Origin of the sequence: Citrobacter sp. Cpo015 (genome assembly GCF_030333035.1) — a bacterium.
In the GTDB taxonomy this organism is placed as follows: domain Bacteria; phylum Pseudomonadota; class Gammaproteobacteria; order Enterobacterales; family Enterobacteriaceae; genus Citrobacter; species Citrobacter portucalensis.
Window position 1 is genome coordinate 21813 of sequence record NZ_JAOWGS010000036.1, and the last position, 15067, is coordinate 36879.

Consider the following 15067-nt stretch of genomic DNA (forward strand, 5'->3'; position numbering starts at 1 on the left):
AAAATTAATTATGGCAGGACCAATTAGAATTTATTTACTTCAACAATAATTCAGCGGTATGGCTGTTGGTAACTAAACAGTTAATATAATTCCCACGTAATGCGCCTAATATCCCACTGTATTTTTCTTCACCCATTGCAATGCCAATGGAGTAACGCGCCTGTTTTAATTTATTGGTTTCGATGGAGAGCGTCTTTTCACTCATATTGGTCTCTACGGTTACACCGTTGATATCGTAAAAGCGCGAGCAAATGTCTCCGGCAACCTGGCGGGCATGCAGGTCATCACTCTCTTCACTGCCGTAAAAAGCGTGCCAGTTGGCGCCATCACGTATCGCCGGAGATCCAATCCCGACCAGCGCGATGTCCAGATTATCCCAGTACGCAGAAATCGATTTAAAATGTCGTGACTGCATGATCCCGTTACGGATCAGCGGGTTTTCCAGCAGTGCCGGGAAATCTGCCAGGTGTGATTCCCCTTTGAGCTTTGCTGCAGCGCCGTAGGTCAGCGTATTGACATGGTAGCGGCTTTCAAGTTTGCCGGATGGTCCGCCGATAATCGGTACGCAGATCAGCTGGCGCGACTGGCTGGCAGGAGATAATCCTTCCACCAGTCCCCGTACCGCGCGGCCCCATGAGAACCCGATAATGTCCCCAGGTTCCAGTAAGCGTTCCAGCAACTGTGCGCCATGTACGCCCATCATATTAAGTTGTTCATCTTCCTGCTCGCTATCGCAGGAGACTACGACCGCCTCTTTCAGGCCAAATTTCTGTTTTAGCTGCTGTTCCAGCCACAGATTTTCGTTGTAGTCGTAATTAATGGCGATGGTGACGATACCCTGCTCGCGTCCACGTTTTAGTAACCGGCTGATCGTGGTGCGATAAATACCCAGCTCGCGGGCGATTTGCGCTTGTGTCATATCCTGTTCGTAATACAGCTGCGCTATTTTTACGATCAGGCGGATATCATCGCTGTTTTCCGTCGCCATTTTTGGACTCCTGCACATTTGTGCAAATCACGAAATTGCCTTCTTGATCTGATATAACCCCATCTGTTCTCCATCTCAAAGCTATTTTCACTTATTTCAGCGCCCTGAAATGACCGATTGTGTTGCACATTTGATGTGGTGATGGCGCGTTGTCGGCACAGATGTGCATGCCTCTCTAATGTATTGATTCTGCTTGTTTTCACTCAACAAAATTGCAGGGATGGATCGCTGACACTTTTGTGTCAAAAGGTGTGACGGATCACAAATAGCGCGTGGACAGTCGAACACGATTATTTTTTATCGTCCGCAAGGTAGGGTATATTTCGCTTTTAATACACAAAGTCATTCAAGTTGTATCAAGGCGGCAAGGGAGCGAATCCCCGGGAGCATAGATTGCTATGTGACCTGGGTGAGTGAGGGCAGCCAACGCAGAGACAGCTTGAAGGATGAAGTGTATACAGGAGAAACTATGCTGCCCGACTCATCTATCCGATTAAATAAATACATCAGTGAAAGCGGAATCTGCTCGCGCCGCGAGGCGGATCGCTTTATCGAACAAGGGAATGTCTTCCTGAATGGTAAACGCGCCACCATCGGCGATCAGGTGATGCCTGGCGACGTCGTAAAAGTAAATGGTCGGTTGATTGAGCCGCGTGAAGCGGAAGATCTGGTTTTTATCGCGCTGAATAAGCCGGTAGGGATTGTCAGCACCACCGAAGACAGCGAACGCGACAACATTGTTGATTTCGTGAATCACAGCAAGCGCGTGTTTCCAATTGGTCGTCTGGACAAAGATTCTCAGGGACTTATCTTTCTGACCAACCACGGCGACCTGGTGAATAAAATCCTGCGTGCCGGTAACGATCACGAAAAAGAGTATCTGGTGACGGTCGATAAGCCGGTCACTGATGACTTTATCCGTGGGATGGGGGCCGGTGTGCCCATTCTCGGTACCGTCACCAAAAAATGTAAGGTGAAGAAAGAAGCGCCGTTTGTGTTTCGTATTACGCTGATTCAGGGGCTTAACCGTCAGATCCGTCGTATGTGCGAACACTTTGGCTATGAAGTTACCAAGCTTGAGCGTACGCGTATCATGAACGTTGGTTTGTCTGGTCTGCCGCTTGGTGAATGGCGCGACCTGACAGATGACGAACTGATCGATCTGTTCAAGCTGATTGAGAACTCGTCCTCAGAAGCCAAACCGAAGGCGAAAGCGAAGCCAAAAACCGCAGGCATTAAGCGTCCGGTGGTGAAAATCGAAAAATCAGCGGAGAAAGAGAAATCGCGCCCGGCGGCAAACGGTAAGCGTTTTACTTCGCCGGGACGTAAGAAGAAGGGACGTTAACGTCTGCCGCGCGTCGGCGTATTTGCTGACCAGGAAAACGATGCTTCCGCATCCGGTTTATAGGCCTGCTTTTTCTTCAACTGGCGGGCTTTTTTTGCTTCTGCTTCGCGCAAGGCCATCAGTTTATCGATGTACTCTTTCTTGATGCTGTTGGTCTCTGCGTTGGTCAGCAGACGACCATGTGCAATGCGCGCGCGGTCGAGCAGCGTTTTCAGTTCACGCTGTTCGCGCTCGGTCATCTCTTTTTGGGTAATGCGGGGGAGTGCCATAAGGGTGCCCTCTGTTAGCCGATATCCTCAGTGTACGGTAATTCGTGCAGAATAAAACTAATCCTGAAAGAGCCTCGCAAAATATAGCTTGTTGAAGTGACGGAATTTCTATTCTGATTTAGCGTAATGACAGGAAAACGTGTGGGTTACACATTTTATTGTTTGTATAAAATTTTATACAAGGATGTGTTATGCTTTCAATAAAGCGGGCCTTAAAGCCCATTGTCTGGATTGGCAGTTCATTTGATGATTTACGAAGCTTTCCTGAAGATATACGTAAAACCGCTGGTTTTCAGCTACATCGTCTACAGGCTGGATTAGAAGCTGCTGACTGGAAGCCGATGCCAGAGATAGGTCGAGGTGTTGAGGAGGTAAGGCTCAGGTATGAATCTGGCGCGTACCGAATCATCTACATTGCTCGCTATGCTAACGCGGTCTATGTACTGCATTGCTTCAATAAAAAGACGAAACGTACTTCTGAGCACGATAAACACATTGCTAAAGTTAGATATCGAACCGCTTTGCAAGAAGACAGGAATCAGAAATGAACAATACCGTTGATAATAAGGTTCGCCATGTAACCTCTCCGGATGTCAATATTTTTGCCGAACTGGGGTTTGCAGAAGCGGAAGCGAAGAGCTTAAAGCATGATGCTGAATGCGAGGTCGAACAACTCATTCGCCTGAAGCAGCAGTTGATGCAAGAAATTTCCGGATGGATTGATGAAAACCATCTGAAACAAGCGGAAGCTGCTGTGAAACTGAATATTTCCCGGCCCCGTGTTTCAGATGTTGTTAATCAGAAAACCAACAAATTTACCCTTGATGCGCTGGTCATGATGCTGGTGAAGTTAGGAAAACCAGTAACAGTTCAGATTGGGTAATATTAGATATTGCTTATTGTATCTGATCGCTGCGAACGCTTTCCCAGCTCAGCCCGAAGCGGGCGAGATATTTTCGCAATCGGTCTGCATCGTTAGGATTGGCTTTTTTCTGCCGTGAGACGGCAAACAGTTCGCGTCCGGCTTCCGACAGCGACGCGCTGCGGCGACACACTTCCAGCACCGTTTCTAACTGGCGGCGATCGAAAAGGTCAATGTCCATGTTCAGTTCCGGTTGCGAAGCGGTAATCTGCCAACTCTCTTTTAACAGCGCAATTTCTTCTTCGACAAGGGATAAGGTGATGCGTCCCTGTTCGGCAAGCGTCGCCATTCGCGCGATGGATGAACTTAGCTCGCGAAAATTGCCGCGCCACTGCGCCTGTGGGGAGCTGGCAAATGCCAGATAACAAGCACGTGCCTCTTTGTCGAAACGGATCTGCATCTGTTTACTGCTGGAAAAACGGTGTAGCTCATACTCGACGTTCGGAGCGATATCTTCCCGCCGCTGCGCCAGACCGGGCAGGGCGAAGTTCCACATATTGATACGCGCGTAGAGATCTTCGCGAAAACGGCCCTCGGCGACCCATTGCTGCATATCACGATGGGTTCCGGCAATCAGCTGAAAATCGCTCTGTACTTCTTTGTCCGAGCCAAACGGGAAAAAGGTTTTTTCTTCAATCGCTTTTAGCAGCATGGCCTGTTCGTCTAACCCCAGTTCGGCTATCTCATCGAGAAACAGCACGCCGCCATCCGCTTCTCGCAGCAGTCCGCTGCGCGCCGTGAGTGCGCCAGTAAACGCCCCTTTCACGTGACCGAACAACGTAGACATCGCGTTGTCGCCACGCAGGGTTGCGCAGTTGACGGCGACCAGTTTTCCCGCCACCAGATGCCGCGACTGGCGTAGCTGAAAAATACGTTTCGCCAGAAAGGATTTACCCGCACCGGTGGGACCGGTGAGCAGGATCGGGTCGGTCGAACGTAGAGCCACACGCTCAATGCGCTCGATCAGTTTATTGAAGGTGGCGTTGCGCGTATCAATCCCGGCCTTCAGAAAAGAGACTGACTGCTGCTGTTCGCGCTGAAAACGACTGGTGAGCGTGGCGTAGCGGCTTAAATCGAGATCGATTACCGAGCAAACGCCGGCGGCAACGGCCTCATCCGATGAACCGGCAGGTGCCGGACTGGTTTGCAGCAGGCTGGCGGGCAGGTAGCGGGCTTCCGTTAGCAGAAACCAGCAGATCTGCGCGACGTGCGTCCCGGTGGTGATGTGCACCAGATACTCTTCGTTTTCCGTATCAAAGCTGTAGTGGGTGGCGAAGTCGAGAAAGGCGGCGTAGACCTCTTCAAAATCCCAGGGGTCGTTAATAGTCACGGCATGCGGGCGTACTTCGGTGTCAGGTGAGAGCAGCGCGACGTCTTCAATCAACCTTTGCGCCATGCCTTCATCGCGTGGCTGGTGGAGCAGTTCCAGTCTGTCGACAGGGAAATCAGGCTGTTGGCACAATCCAACCGTGGGGCGCCACTTTTTAAACCGATTGGCGCGTTTACCGCGTTTGTCCAGCACCGTACCCAGTACGCCAATTACAACCCGCCGCTTTTTCATGGTTTATCCAAAAAGATAAGTTAAGAGATTAAAAGATAAAAAAATTAACCGAGTGAGACAACTGCCAATATTGGCGACAACAATTAAATTTATATAAATCAATTCATTAAAAATAAATTCTGACGATTTTCATTTCTGGCACGCTTCTGGCAATAACTCTTACGTCAATCACGCTGAAAACGCAGGGGGTTAAACCCCGCCGGCACGTCAGGAACGGCACAGGCTGTTTTCCGGGAGTGTTCCGTCAGCCGCTGACACACAGTGGGTTCGATTCCCAATTTCATCCTCCGAATGAAAACTGGTTGTTAATCATAGAAATAAAACGGAGCGATGCGCAGTTAGCACGCTCCAGAACAGGCTGCCGGTAAAGATGCCGTGCGACAGGCAAAAGGGAATTCCCCTGCCGCTTCGCCCCTGCACCCGCGCCTGACTCACAATAAGGAATAAAAAATGAAGAAAAAAATCACTATTCGTAAAGGCCAGCTTGGCCTGTTATCCCGACAGGGTGATTACTATCAGGTACTGGATGCAGGTGAACACCGTTTGCCATGGTTTAACACACCGGATGTTCTGGTGATCAATACCGATGGCAGCGAAATTCCGGAAGCTCTGGCGGAGTATTTACGTCGCTTCCAGCCTGCATGGGTGGAGCAGTACTGTGTGGTGGCCGATTTAACCGATACCGAAGCGGGTGCGCTGTATGTGAACGGCGTCTTGCAGGAAATTTTGCCACCGGGAACGCGCCGTCTGTATTGGCGCGCAGAGGAAGCACTGAAGCTGGTGCGTATGGATACGCGTCAGGTTTCGGTACCGGTTGAGGTGATGAATGCAGTGTTACAGCCACGACGTAACGGTACGGTGAAAGGTCGTGAAGCTATCTTAACGGTACAGGTTCCTGCGTGGCATGTTGGTGTGCTGAAAATTGATGGCGAAACCCAGACGCTGTTGCCGCCGGGGTTGACCGCATACTGGAAGGTAAACCATCTGATTGAAGCCGAAGTTGTTGATACTCGTTTACAGGTACTGGAGGTCGGTGGACAAGAGATCCTGACCAAGGATAAGGTCAACCTGCGTTTAAATCTGGCCGCAAACTGGCGTTATGGCGATGTGTTGCTGGCTTTTGGCCAACTAACCAAACCGCTGGATCACCTTTACCGCGAATTGCAGTTTGCCCTGCGGGAAGCGGTGGGAACGCGCACGCTGGACGAGCTGCTGGAAGATAAGCAGGTGATCGATGAGGTGGTGAGCGCACAGGTGAAAGCCCGAATGACGCCGTTTGGTATCGAGGTCGCTTCGCTCGGCGTGAAAGATATTGTCCTGCCGGGTGATATGAAGGCCATCCTGTCCCAACTGGTTGAAGCTGAGAAATCCGCCCAGGCCAACGTGATCCGCCGTCGTGAAGAGACTGCCGCGACGCGATCGCTGTTGAATACCGCGAAAGTGATGGAAAACAACCCGGTGGCGCTGCGCTTAAAAGAGCTGGAAACCCTTGAAAGAGTCGCTGAACGTATCGATAAAATCTCGGTGTTCGGGGGCCTGGACCAGGTGCTGCACGGCCTTGTGAACATAAAAGGATAAGAATAATGAGCTACAACACAGTGGACGGCGCGATGCGCGAAAGGGTATTGCGCCAGCTAAAAGAGGTAGAGCAGCGCTATGGCGTCAGGGTGCTGTATGCCTGTGAATCCGGCAGTCGTGGCTGGGGATTTGCCTCGCCGGACAGCGACTACGACGTGCGATTTCTCTATGTTCATCCGCCTGAGTGGTATCTGCGGGTTGAAGCGCCACGAGATGTTATCGAGTTGCCGATAGATGATGAGCTGGACGTCTGCGGCTGGGAATGGCGCAAGGCGCTGGGGTTACTGAAAGGCGCAAACCCTACGCTTATTGAGTGGCTGGATTCGCCAGTGGTCTATCAACAGGATGAAGTGACCGTGTCGGCGCTGAAAGCGTTGGTGCCCAAATGGTTTTCCCCGCTACGTGCCCGCTGGCACTACTACTCGATGGCGCGGAAAAACTTCCGTGGCTATCTGCAAGGTGACGACGTGCGATTGAAAAAGTACTTTTACGTCATTCGCCCGCTGCTGGCGGTGCGTTGGGTGGAGGAGGGGAAAGGCGTGCCACCGATGCGTTTTGCCGATCTGCTGGCGGGAAGTGAACTGGATGCGCCATTGCGTCAGGAAATTGATGAGCTGCTGGAGCGCAAGCAGTGTGCGGGTGAAGCGGAATACGGCCCGCGTCGTCCACTGTTGCATGCGTTTATCCGCGCCGAGCTGGAAAGAGGAGAGATTCCGCCGACGTTACCGGATAGTCGGGAAGGCGATGTCAGGGAGTTGGACAGATTGTTATATGAAACGGTGATGCGGTGAAAATGCCCGATGGGACAAGAGCCATCGGGCGTTGGCATCTACTCACTCAAACAAATTATGGTGCAGCTTCTGTACCACCTGTTCGGCTTCAGTACCGGGCACCAGGAAGCACAGGTTATGGCTGGATGCGCCGTAGCAAATCATGCGGATGTTGAATGGCTCCAGTACGCCGAACACCTCTTTACCCACGCCACAGGCTTTGGACAGGTCGTTGCCAATCAGTGCCACCAGCGCCAGGCCTTCTTCCACTTCAACCCGACACAGGGCAGACAGTTCCATCAGCAGAGACTGTGTTAACAGTGTATCGCCGGTGGAGGTCGAACCGGTGGTATCCAGCGTCAGCGCCACGCTGACTTCGGATGTGGTAATTAAATCGACCGAAATGTTATGGCGTGCGAGGATGCCGAACACTTCCGCCAAAAAGCCGCGAGAGTGCAGCATATTCAGGCTATGCAGCGTCAGCAGCGTTTGCTTACGACGCAGTGCCAGCGCCCGGAACAGCGGTGGATTCGCGGTTTTATTGCATACCAGCGTACCGCCTGCTTTTGGATCCTTACTCGAGCCAACAAACACCGGGATATCGCTACGTACGGCAGGTAACAACGTTGCCGGGTGTAGCACTTTCGCGCCAAAGGTCGCCATTTCTGCGGCCTCTTCAAAGGCGATTTCATCAATACGCTGCGCCGCCGGAACAACGCGCGGATCGGTCGTGTAAATGCCAGGAACATCGGTCCAGATATCGACGCGCGTGGCGTGCAGCGCTTCGGCCAGCAGGGCAGCCGTATAATCGCTCCCGCCGCGCCCCAACGTGGTGGTGCGGCCTTTACCTTCACTGCCGATAAAGCCCTGAGTAATCACCAGACCTTCGCTCAGACGCGGGGCCAGCTGGAGCGTTGCCAGTTCGGCCAGCGCCGCGACGTCAGGTTCTGCGCGGCCAAAACGATCGTTGGTGCGCATCACTTTACGTACGTCAAACCACTGCGCCTGCACGTTGCGTTCACGCAGGATCTCGACGAACAGCAGGGTAGACATCAGTTCACCGTGGCTAACCAGTTCGTCGGTCAGCGCGGTTGAGGTCGCCAGTGACGCTGCTTCTGCCAGCGTGGTGATGTTTTCCAGCAGACGGTCGATCTCTTCACGTATCACGTTTGGATAACGCAGGCGTTCCAGAATATTGAACTGAATTTGACGAATGGCATCGAGTTTTTCGAAGCGCGCGGTTGGCTCCAGCCCTTCAGCCAGTGCGACCAGCAGGTTGGTGATTCCCGCAGAAGCGGAAAGTACCACTACACGGACGTTAGCATCAGAAAGTACTACATCAGCGCTGCGATTCATGGCATCAAAATCCGCCACGCTGGTACCGCCAAATTTGGAGACAACTACATCAGTCATAACTACCTCGTGTCAGGGAATGAATAGAGCGACCATGGCACATAAGGCAGAACAGAAACCGGTGCAGGCGCAAATGCAAATACCGTATTTATAAATAAAATGTGTAGCTTGCACTGTCAACGCTGGGATTATGCGGATTTTTCATGCTGCAACTGCGTTGAGTAACGGTACTAATAACAACGCTAATAACCGCTATACTTTTTAGCCACGTTTGGCGGATGCCTTGGCAATGGCATTAAAACAATCACACTTTTCTGTGACTGGCGTTACAATCGATCTCAGTCACAATTCTCAAAATCAGAAGAGTATTGCTAATGAAAAACATCAATCCAACGCAGACCTCAGCCTGGCAGGCACTACAAAAACACTTTGAAGAAATGAAAGACGTTACTATCGCGGATCTTTTCGCGAAAGATAGCGATCGTTTCACTAAGTTTTCCGCGACGTTTGACGATTTGATGCTGGTGGATTTCTCCAAAAACCGCATCACTGAAGAGACGCTGGCTAAACTGCAGGATCTGGCGAAAGAAACCGATTTGGCGGGTGCCATCAAGTCCATGTTCTCCGGTGAGAAAATCAACCGCACTGAAGACCGTGCCGTGCTGCACGTGGCGCTACGCAACCGTAGCAATACGCCTATCATCGTTGACGGCAAAGATGTCATGCCGGAAGTGAATGCTGTGCTGGAGAAGATGAAATCCTTCTCTGAAGCGATCATCTCCGGAAGCTGGAAAGGCTATACCGGTAAAGCCATCACTGATGTAGTAAACATCGGTATCGGCGGTTCTGACCTCGGCCCGTTCATGGTGACCGAAGCGCTGCGTCCGTACAAAAATCACCTGAACATGCACTTTGTGTCTAACGTCGATGGTACGCACATTGCCGAAGTGCTGAAGAAAGTGAACCCGGAAACCACGCTGTTCCTGGTCGCTTCCAAAACCTTCACCACCCAGGAAACCATGACCAATGCCCACAGCGCGCGCGACTGGTTCCTGGCGACCGCAGGCGACAACAAGCACGTTGCCAAACACTTCGCAGCGCTCTCCACTAACGGTAAAGCGGTTGGCGAGTTTGGTATTGATACTGCCAATATGTTCGAGTTCTGGGACTGGGTTGGCGGTCGTTACTCCCTGTGGTCTGCAATCGGTCTGTCCATCATCCTGTCCGTAGGCTTCGACAACTTTGTTGAGCTGCTCTCCGGCGCGCATGCGATGGACAAACACTTCTCCACCACTCCGGCTGAGAAAAACCTGCCGGTGCTGCTGGCGCTGATCGGTATCTGGTACAACAACTTCTTCGGTGCCGAAACCGAAGCGATTCTGCCGTATGACCAGTATATGCACCGTTTCGCGGCTTACTTCCAGCAGGGCAACATGGAATCCAACGGTAAATACGTTGACCGTAACGGCAATGCGGTGGATTACCAGACTGGCCCAATCATCTGGGGTGAGCCGGGTACTAACGGCCAGCATGCGTTCTACCAGCTGATCCACCAGGGCACCAAAATGGTTCCATGCGATTTCATCGCGCCGGCCATCACCCACAACCCGCTGTCGGATCACCATCCGAAACTGCTGTCTAACTTCTTCGCGCAAACCGAAGCGCTGGCATTCGGTAAATCTCGTGAAGTGGTTGAGCAGGAATACCGCGACCAGGGTAAAGATCCGGCAACGTTGGACCACGTTGTACCGTTCAAAGTGTTCGAAGGTAACCGCCCAACGAACTCCATCCTGCTGCGCGAAATCACGCCGTTCAGCCTGGGTGCGCTGATTGCACTGTACGAACACAAAATCTTCACTCAGGGCGCTATCCTGAACATCTTCACCTTTGACCAGTGGGGCGTTGAGCTGGGCAAACAGCTGGCGAACCGCATTCTGCCAGAGCTGAAAGATGGTTCCGAAGTGAGCAGCCACGACAGTTCTACCAACGGTTTGATTAACCGTTATAAGTCCTGGCGTGCCTGATAGCACACACTTGTAGGCCGGATAAGGCGTTTAGCCGCATCCGGCATTAATGAAATAAAAAGCCGATATTAATATCGGCTTTTTTATAAGAATGCTCCAGGATATCTACGTTCTAACTTCATACCTTAATTGAGCTTAATCCTAAAATAATTTTCTTAATGTTATTCAATTTCTGATGTTTTCGGATTTACCGGATATTGCATTTTAATTTTTATATTTTAATTTATTGATTTAATTGTTTTTGTTGTATTTTTTTAATCATTTTTCCTTTCGTTATCTAATTATCCTAAATTCCCGCGTGGCGTAATTTGCACACTTTGGCTTGTGTATACTCGATCTCGCCCGAAATTCTTTTGGGTAAATCTCCATTCATACAATGAAGGGAATTTGTGATGAAAAAAGTTCTGTATGGCCTGTGGGCTATATCTGCGCTTGCGGCGACTTCTGTCTATGCCGCCCCCGTTCAGGTGGGTGAGGCAGCAGGGTCGGCTGCCGCGTCGGTTTCGGCAGGAAGTTCCTCCGCAACCAGCGTGAGCACCGTAAGTTCTGCAGTGGGGGTCGCCCTGGCGGCGACCGGTGGCGGCGATGGTTCTAATACCGGAACTACAACCACCACAACCACCAGTACCCAGTAATAGAGGTACGTTTAATTCTAACCACACTTCGGTGTGGTTATTTTGAATTGCCAAAAGTATGTGGGATTTGTAGGCCGGATAAGCGTCGCGCCACCCGGCAATAATGCGGAGAAACGTCGTGAAGCGACCAGCGCTCATAATGGTTTGCCTGTTACTGCAGGCGTGCTCAGCCACCACCGAAGGGTTGGGGCATTCGCTGTGGGATAGCGTGTTTGGTACTCCCGGCGTACAGATGACGGACGATGAAATCCAAAATATGCCCTACGCCAGCCAGTATATGCAGCTAAACGGCGGTCCCCAACTGTTTGTGGTACTCGCGTTTGCGGAAAACGGACAGCAGAAATGGGTGACTCAGGATCGGGCTATTCTCGTCACGCAGCATGGGCGCATTGTGAAAACGCATCTCGGCGGGGACAACCTAATTGAGGTGAATAATCTGGCGGCAGACCCACTCATCAAACCCAATCAGATAGTCGATGGCGCAACGTGGACCCGCACAATGGGCTGGACTGAACATCAGCAGGTACGCTATGCCACCGCGCGATCGGTTTTCAAATGGGATGGCGCAGACACCATCAAGGTCGGCAGCGATGACACGCCGGTACGGATCCTCGATGAAGAGATAACGACCGATCAAACGCGCTGGCATAACCGCTACTGGATAGACAGTGAAGGGCAGATTCGCCAGTCGGAACAGTATCTAGGCGCGCATTACTTCCCGGTGAAAACCACGCTGATTAAGGCGGCAAAATCATGATCAAACGAGTCGTTATGGCGCTGCTGTTGAACCTGAGCGCAGCGTCTGTTTTTGCTGCGGGCAGCGTTAAGGTCTTTACCTCCGCCAGCGAAGAGCCAAAAACGCTGACCGGGGCCGAACATCTGCTCGACCTGGTTGGACAGCCGCGGTTGAGCAATAGCTGGTGGCCAGGCGCGGTTATCAGCGAAGAGCGGGCAACGACGGAGGCGGAACGTCAGCAGCAGGCATTACTGGCTCGCCTGGCGACGCTGGGCGCTGAAGAAAGCGGTGACGATGCTGCCGCTATCAACACATTACGCCAGCAGATTCAGGCGTTGAAGGTGACTGGCAGGCAGATGATTAATCTTGACCCGGATGTTGTGCGCGTCAGCGAGCGAGGCAACCCGCCGTTGCAGGGCAATTACACGCTGTGGGTCGGAGCGCAGCCAACGCATATCACGCTGTTTGGCCTGCTAAGCCATCCGGGTAAACAACCGTTTATGCCCGGGCGCGATGTTGCCAGTTATCTCGATGGGCAAAGTCGGCTCAGCGGCGCGGATCGTAGCTTCGCCTGGGTTATCTATCCTGACGGGCGCACGCAAAAAGTACCGGTCGCTTACTGGAACAAACGTCACGTTGAGCCGATGCCCGGCAGCATCATTTATGTCGGACTCTCTGATGCTGTCTGGAGCAGCACCCCGGATGAAATTAATGCCGACATTCTTCGCACCCTGACCCAGCGGATACCCGAATAATGAGAAAAACTTACCTGCTCAGCTTACTGGCGCTGGGCGTAAGCGTTGCCTGCCACGGTGAAACCTGGCCCGCGCCCATTGGACCTTCGCAGTCCGATTTTGGCGGCGTGGGACTGCTGCAAACCCCAACCGCACGCATGGCACGTGAGGGCGAAATGAGCCTCAATTACCGCGATAACGATCAGTACCGCTACTACTCTGCGTCGGTGCAGCTCTTCCCGTGGCTGGAAACCACGCTGCGTTATACCGATGTGCGTACCAAAAAATACAGTAGCGTGGAGTCGTTTTCTGGCGATCAGACTTACAAGGATAAAGCTTTTGATCTCAAACTACGGCTGTGGGAAGAGAGCTACTGGATGCCGCAGGTGGCGGTTGGCGCGCGAGATATTGGCGGAACTGGCCTGTTCGATGCGGAGTATATTGTGGCGAATAAAGCCTGGGGGCCGTTTGATTTCTCGCTTGGCCTGGGCTGGGGATATCTCGGGACCAGCGGTAACGTCAGCAATCCGTTTTGCTCATACAGCGATAAATTCTGCTATCGCGATAACAGCTACAAGCAGGCCGGTTCTATTGACGGCAGCCAGATGTTCCACGGCCCGGCATCGCTGTTTGGCGGCGTCGAGTATCAGACGCCCTGGCAGCCGTTGCGTCTGAAACTGGAGTATGAGGGAAACAATTACCAGCAGGATTTTGCGGGCAAGCTGGATCAGAAGAGCAAGTTTAACGTCGGCGCTATTTATCGCGTCACCGATTGGGCCGACGTTAACCTCAGCTATGAGCGCGGGAACACCTTTATGTTTGGGGTCACGCTGCGGACAAACTTCAACGATCTGCGGCCAAACTATAACGACAATGCCCGCCCGAAATATCAGCCACAGCCGCAGGATGCCATCCTGCAACACTCGGTGGTGGCGAATCAGCTAACGCTGCTGAAATATAACGCCGGACTGGCCGAGCCTAAAATTCAGGTGCAGGGCGATACGCTGTATGTGACCGGTGAACAGGTGAAATACCGTGATTCGCGCGAAGGGATCGAACGTGCCAACCGGATCGTGATGAACGATCTTCCCGATGGGATCCGCACGATCCGTATTACGGAAAATCGTCTTAACTTGCCGCAGGTGACGACCGAAACGGAGGTTTCCAGCCTCAAGCGTCATCTGGAAGGCGAACCGTTGGGCCATGAAACCCAGCTGGCGCAAAAACGCGTTGAGCCCGTGGTGCCGAAAACGACCGAGCAGGGCTGGTATATCGATAAGTCACGCTTCGATTTCCACATCGATCCGGTGCTTAACCAGTCGGTGGGCGGCCCGGAAAACTTCTATATGTATCAATTGGGCGTGATGGGAACGGCGGATTGGTGGGTTACCGATCACCTGCTGACCACCGGGAGTTTGTTCGCCAACCTCGCCAATAACTATGACAAATTTAACTACACCAACCCGCCGCAGGATTCGCATTTGCCACGAGTGCGTACCCATGTGCGCGAGTATGTGCAAAACGATGTCTACGTGAATAACCTACAGGCCAACTACTTCCAGTCACTCGGAAACGGGTTCTACGGACAGGTTTACGGTGGCTATCTGGAAACCATGTACGGCGGAGCGGGGGCAGAAGTGCTGTATCGTCCGCTGGACAGCAACTGGGCGTTTGGTGTTGATGCCAACTACGTGAAACAGCGTGACTGGCGTAGCGCGCAGGACATGATGAAATTCACCGACTACAGCGTGAAGACCGGGCATTTGACGGCGTACTGGAATCCGTCATTCGCTCAGGATGTACTGGTGAAAGCCAGCGTGGGCCAGTATCTGGCGGGAGATAAGGGCGGAACGCTGGAAGTGGCGAAGCGCTTTGACAGTGGCGTTGTGGTAGGCGGCTATGCGACCATCACCGACGCCTCGCCGGATGAGTACGGAGAGGGTGATTTTACCAAAGGGGTGTACGTATCCGTGCCGCTGGATCTGTTCTCGTCAGGCCCGACCCGCAGCCGTGCGGCGATTGGCTGGACGCCGTTAACGCGTGATGGCGGCCAGCAGCTTGGACGTAAGTTTGGTCTGTACGACATGACCAGCGACAGAAGTGAGAACTTCCGGTAATCGAGCCGTTTGCCAGCCGGATGGCGCTACGCTTA

General features: G+C 52.4%; 14 protein-coding genes. 10 read left to right on the top strand and 4 right to left on the bottom strand.

Features of this window, described 5'->3' with window-relative positions:
* Positions 1 to 34 precede the first annotated feature (34 nt).
* Positions 35 to 988 carry a sugar-binding transcriptional regulator gene (locus OGY67_RS15235; RefSeq protein WP_032942077.1) on the bottom strand — a complete coding sequence of 318 codons (954 nt, stop codon included), beginning with the start codon at positions 986 to 988 and terminating at the stop codon, positions 35 to 37.
* A 469-nt stretch (positions 989 to 1457) separates the two neighbouring features.
* Between OGY67_RS15235 and rluF the strand changes: the two genes are divergently transcribed.
* Positions 1458 to 2333, top strand: coding sequence for a 23S rRNA pseudouridine(2604) synthase RluF (rluF, locus tag OGY67_RS15240; RefSeq protein WP_008786901.1), 876 nt, complete (start codon positions 1458 to 1460; stop codon positions 2331 to 2333).
* Here rluF and OGY67_RS15245 read toward each other — a convergent pair.
* A complete protein-coding gene (locus OGY67_RS15245) occupies positions 2330 to 2602 on the bottom strand; it encodes a YjbD family protein (protein WP_003826541.1) in 273 nt (90 codons plus the stop codon). The genes rluF and OGY67_RS15245 overlap by 4 nt on opposite strands.
* A 191-nt stretch (positions 2603 to 2793) precedes the next feature.
* On the opposite strand from OGY67_RS15245, the gene OGY67_RS15250 reads away from it, so the two are divergent.
* The gene (locus OGY67_RS15250; RefSeq protein WP_008786902.1) at positions 2794 to 3150 is read left to right on the top strand and encodes a type II toxin-antitoxin system RelE/ParE family toxin; all 357 of its coding nucleotides are present in this window, start codon (positions 2794 to 2796) and stop codon (positions 3148 to 3150) included.
* Positions 3147 to 3485: a helix-turn-helix domain-containing protein gene (locus tag OGY67_RS15255; RefSeq protein WP_008786903.1), complete on the top strand. Its 339-nt coding sequence runs from the start codon at positions 3147 to 3149 to the stop codon at positions 3483 to 3485. The genes OGY67_RS15250 and OGY67_RS15255 overlap by 4 nt, the downstream gene beginning before the upstream one ends.
* 13 nt (positions 3486 to 3498) lie before the next feature.
* Here OGY67_RS15255 and rtcR read toward each other — a convergent pair whose 3' ends face one another.
* Positions 3499 to 5085 carry an RNA repair transcriptional activator RtcR gene (rtcR, locus tag OGY67_RS15260; protein ID WP_048236366.1) on the bottom strand — a complete coding sequence of 529 codons (1587 nt, stop codon included), beginning with the start codon at positions 5083 to 5085 and terminating at the stop codon, positions 3499 to 3501.
* Positions 5086 to 5535: 450 nt separating this feature from the next.
* Between rtcR and OGY67_RS15265 the strand changes: the two genes are divergently transcribed.
* Together OGY67_RS15265 and OGY67_RS15270 are read left to right on the top strand one after the other, a co-directional pair.
* Positions 5536 to 6663 carry a slipin family protein gene (locus tag OGY67_RS15265; protein WP_048236364.1) on the top strand — a complete coding sequence of 376 codons (1128 nt, stop codon included), beginning with the start codon at positions 5536 to 5538 and terminating at the stop codon, positions 6661 to 6663.
* 5 nt (positions 6664 to 6668) lie between these two features.
* Positions 6669 to 7454 (top strand): nucleotidyltransferase domain-containing protein, encoded by a 786-nt coding sequence (locus tag OGY67_RS15270; RefSeq protein ID WP_168978985.1) that lies wholly within the window; start codon positions 6669 to 6671, stop codon positions 7452 to 7454.
* Between the two features lie 42 nt (positions 7455 to 7496).
* Here OGY67_RS15270 and lysC read toward each other — a convergent pair whose 3' ends face one another.
* Positions 7497 to 8846, bottom strand: coding sequence for a lysine-sensitive aspartokinase 3 (lysC, locus tag OGY67_RS15275; RefSeq protein ID WP_032942084.1), 1350 nt, complete (start codon positions 8844 to 8846; stop codon positions 7497 to 7499).
* A 314-nt stretch (positions 8847 to 9160) separates the two neighbouring features.
* On the opposite strand from lysC, the gene pgi reads away from it, so the two are divergent.
* The 5 genes from pgi (at position 9161) to OGY67_RS15300 (ending at position 15032) form a co-directional block, all read left to right on the top strand.
* Positions 9161 to 10810: a glucose-6-phosphate isomerase gene (gene pgi / locus OGY67_RS15280; RefSeq protein WP_003826559.1), complete on the top strand. Its 1650-nt coding sequence runs from the start codon at positions 9161 to 9163 to the stop codon at positions 10808 to 10810.
* 392 nt (positions 10811 to 11202) lie between these two features.
* The gene (gene yjbE, locus OGY67_RS15285; RefSeq protein ID WP_003826562.1) at positions 11203 to 11445 is read left to right on the top strand and encodes an exopolysaccharide production protein YjbE; all 243 of its coding nucleotides are present in this window, start codon (positions 11203 to 11205) and stop codon (positions 11443 to 11445) included.
* 118 nt (positions 11446 to 11563) lie between these two features.
* The gene (locus OGY67_RS15290; protein WP_057068678.1) at positions 11564 to 12202 is read left to right on the top strand and encodes a YjbF family lipoprotein; all 639 of its coding nucleotides are present in this window, start codon (positions 11564 to 11566) and stop codon (positions 12200 to 12202) included.
* Positions 12199 to 12936, top strand: coding sequence for a capsule biosynthesis GfcC family protein (locus OGY67_RS15295; RefSeq protein ID WP_048236357.1), 738 nt, complete (start codon positions 12199 to 12201; stop codon positions 12934 to 12936). The genes OGY67_RS15290 and OGY67_RS15295 overlap by 4 nt, the downstream gene beginning before the upstream one ends.
* Positions 12936 to 15032, top strand: a complete 2097-nt coding sequence (locus tag OGY67_RS15300) for a YjbH domain-containing protein (RefSeq protein WP_118263005.1) — start codon at positions 12936 to 12938, stop codon at positions 15030 to 15032. The genes OGY67_RS15295 and OGY67_RS15300 overlap by 1 nt, the downstream gene beginning before the upstream one ends.
* Positions 15033 to 15067 lie beyond the last annotated feature (35 nt).

Bases quoted from the DNA above. Each gene is read 5' to 3' on its own strand.
- OGY67_RS15270 (WP_168978985.1), top strand. From the start codon at position 6,669: ATGAGCTACAACACAGTGGACGGCGCGATGCGCGAAAGGGTATTGCGC.
- rluF (WP_008786901.1), top strand. From the start codon at position 1,458: ATGCTGCCCGACTCATCTATCCGATTAAATAAATACATCAGTGAAAGC.
- pgi (WP_003826559.1), top strand. From the start codon at position 9,161: ATGAAAAACATCAATCCAACGCAGACCTCAGCCTGGCAGGCACTACAA.
- OGY67_RS15255 (WP_008786903.1), top strand. From the start codon at position 3,147: ATGAACAATACCGTTGATAATAAGGTTCGCCATGTAACCTCTCCGGAT.
- lysC (WP_032942084.1), bottom strand. From the start codon at position 8,846: ATGACTGATGTAGTTGTCTCCAAATTTGGCGGTACCAGCGTGGCGGAT.
- OGY67_RS15295 (WP_048236357.1), top strand. From the start codon at position 12,199: ATGATCAAACGAGTCGTTATGGCGCTGCTGTTGAACCTGAGCGCAGCG.
- yjbE (WP_003826562.1), top strand. From the start codon at position 11,203: ATGAAAAAAGTTCTGTATGGCCTGTGGGCTATATCTGCGCTTGCGGCG.
- OGY67_RS15265 (WP_048236364.1), top strand. From the start codon at position 5,536: ATGAAGAAAAAAATCACTATTCGTAAAGGCCAGCTTGGCCTGTTATCC.
- OGY67_RS15300 (WP_118263005.1), top strand. From the start codon at position 12,936: ATGAGAAAAACTTACCTGCTCAGCTTACTGGCGCTGGGCGTAAGCGTT.
- OGY67_RS15245 (WP_003826541.1), bottom strand. From the start codon at position 2,602: ATGGCACTCCCCCGCATTACCCAAAAAGAGATGACCGAGCGCGAACAG.
- OGY67_RS15250 (WP_008786902.1), top strand. From the start codon at position 2,794: ATGCTTTCAATAAAGCGGGCCTTAAAGCCCATTGTCTGGATTGGCAGT.
- rtcR (WP_048236366.1), bottom strand. From the start codon at position 5,085: ATGAAAAAGCGGCGGGTTGTAATTGGCGTACTGGGTACGGTGCTGGAC.
- OGY67_RS15235 (WP_032942077.1), bottom strand. From the start codon at position 988: ATGGCGACGGAAAACAGCGATGATATCCGCCTGATCGTAAAAATAGCG.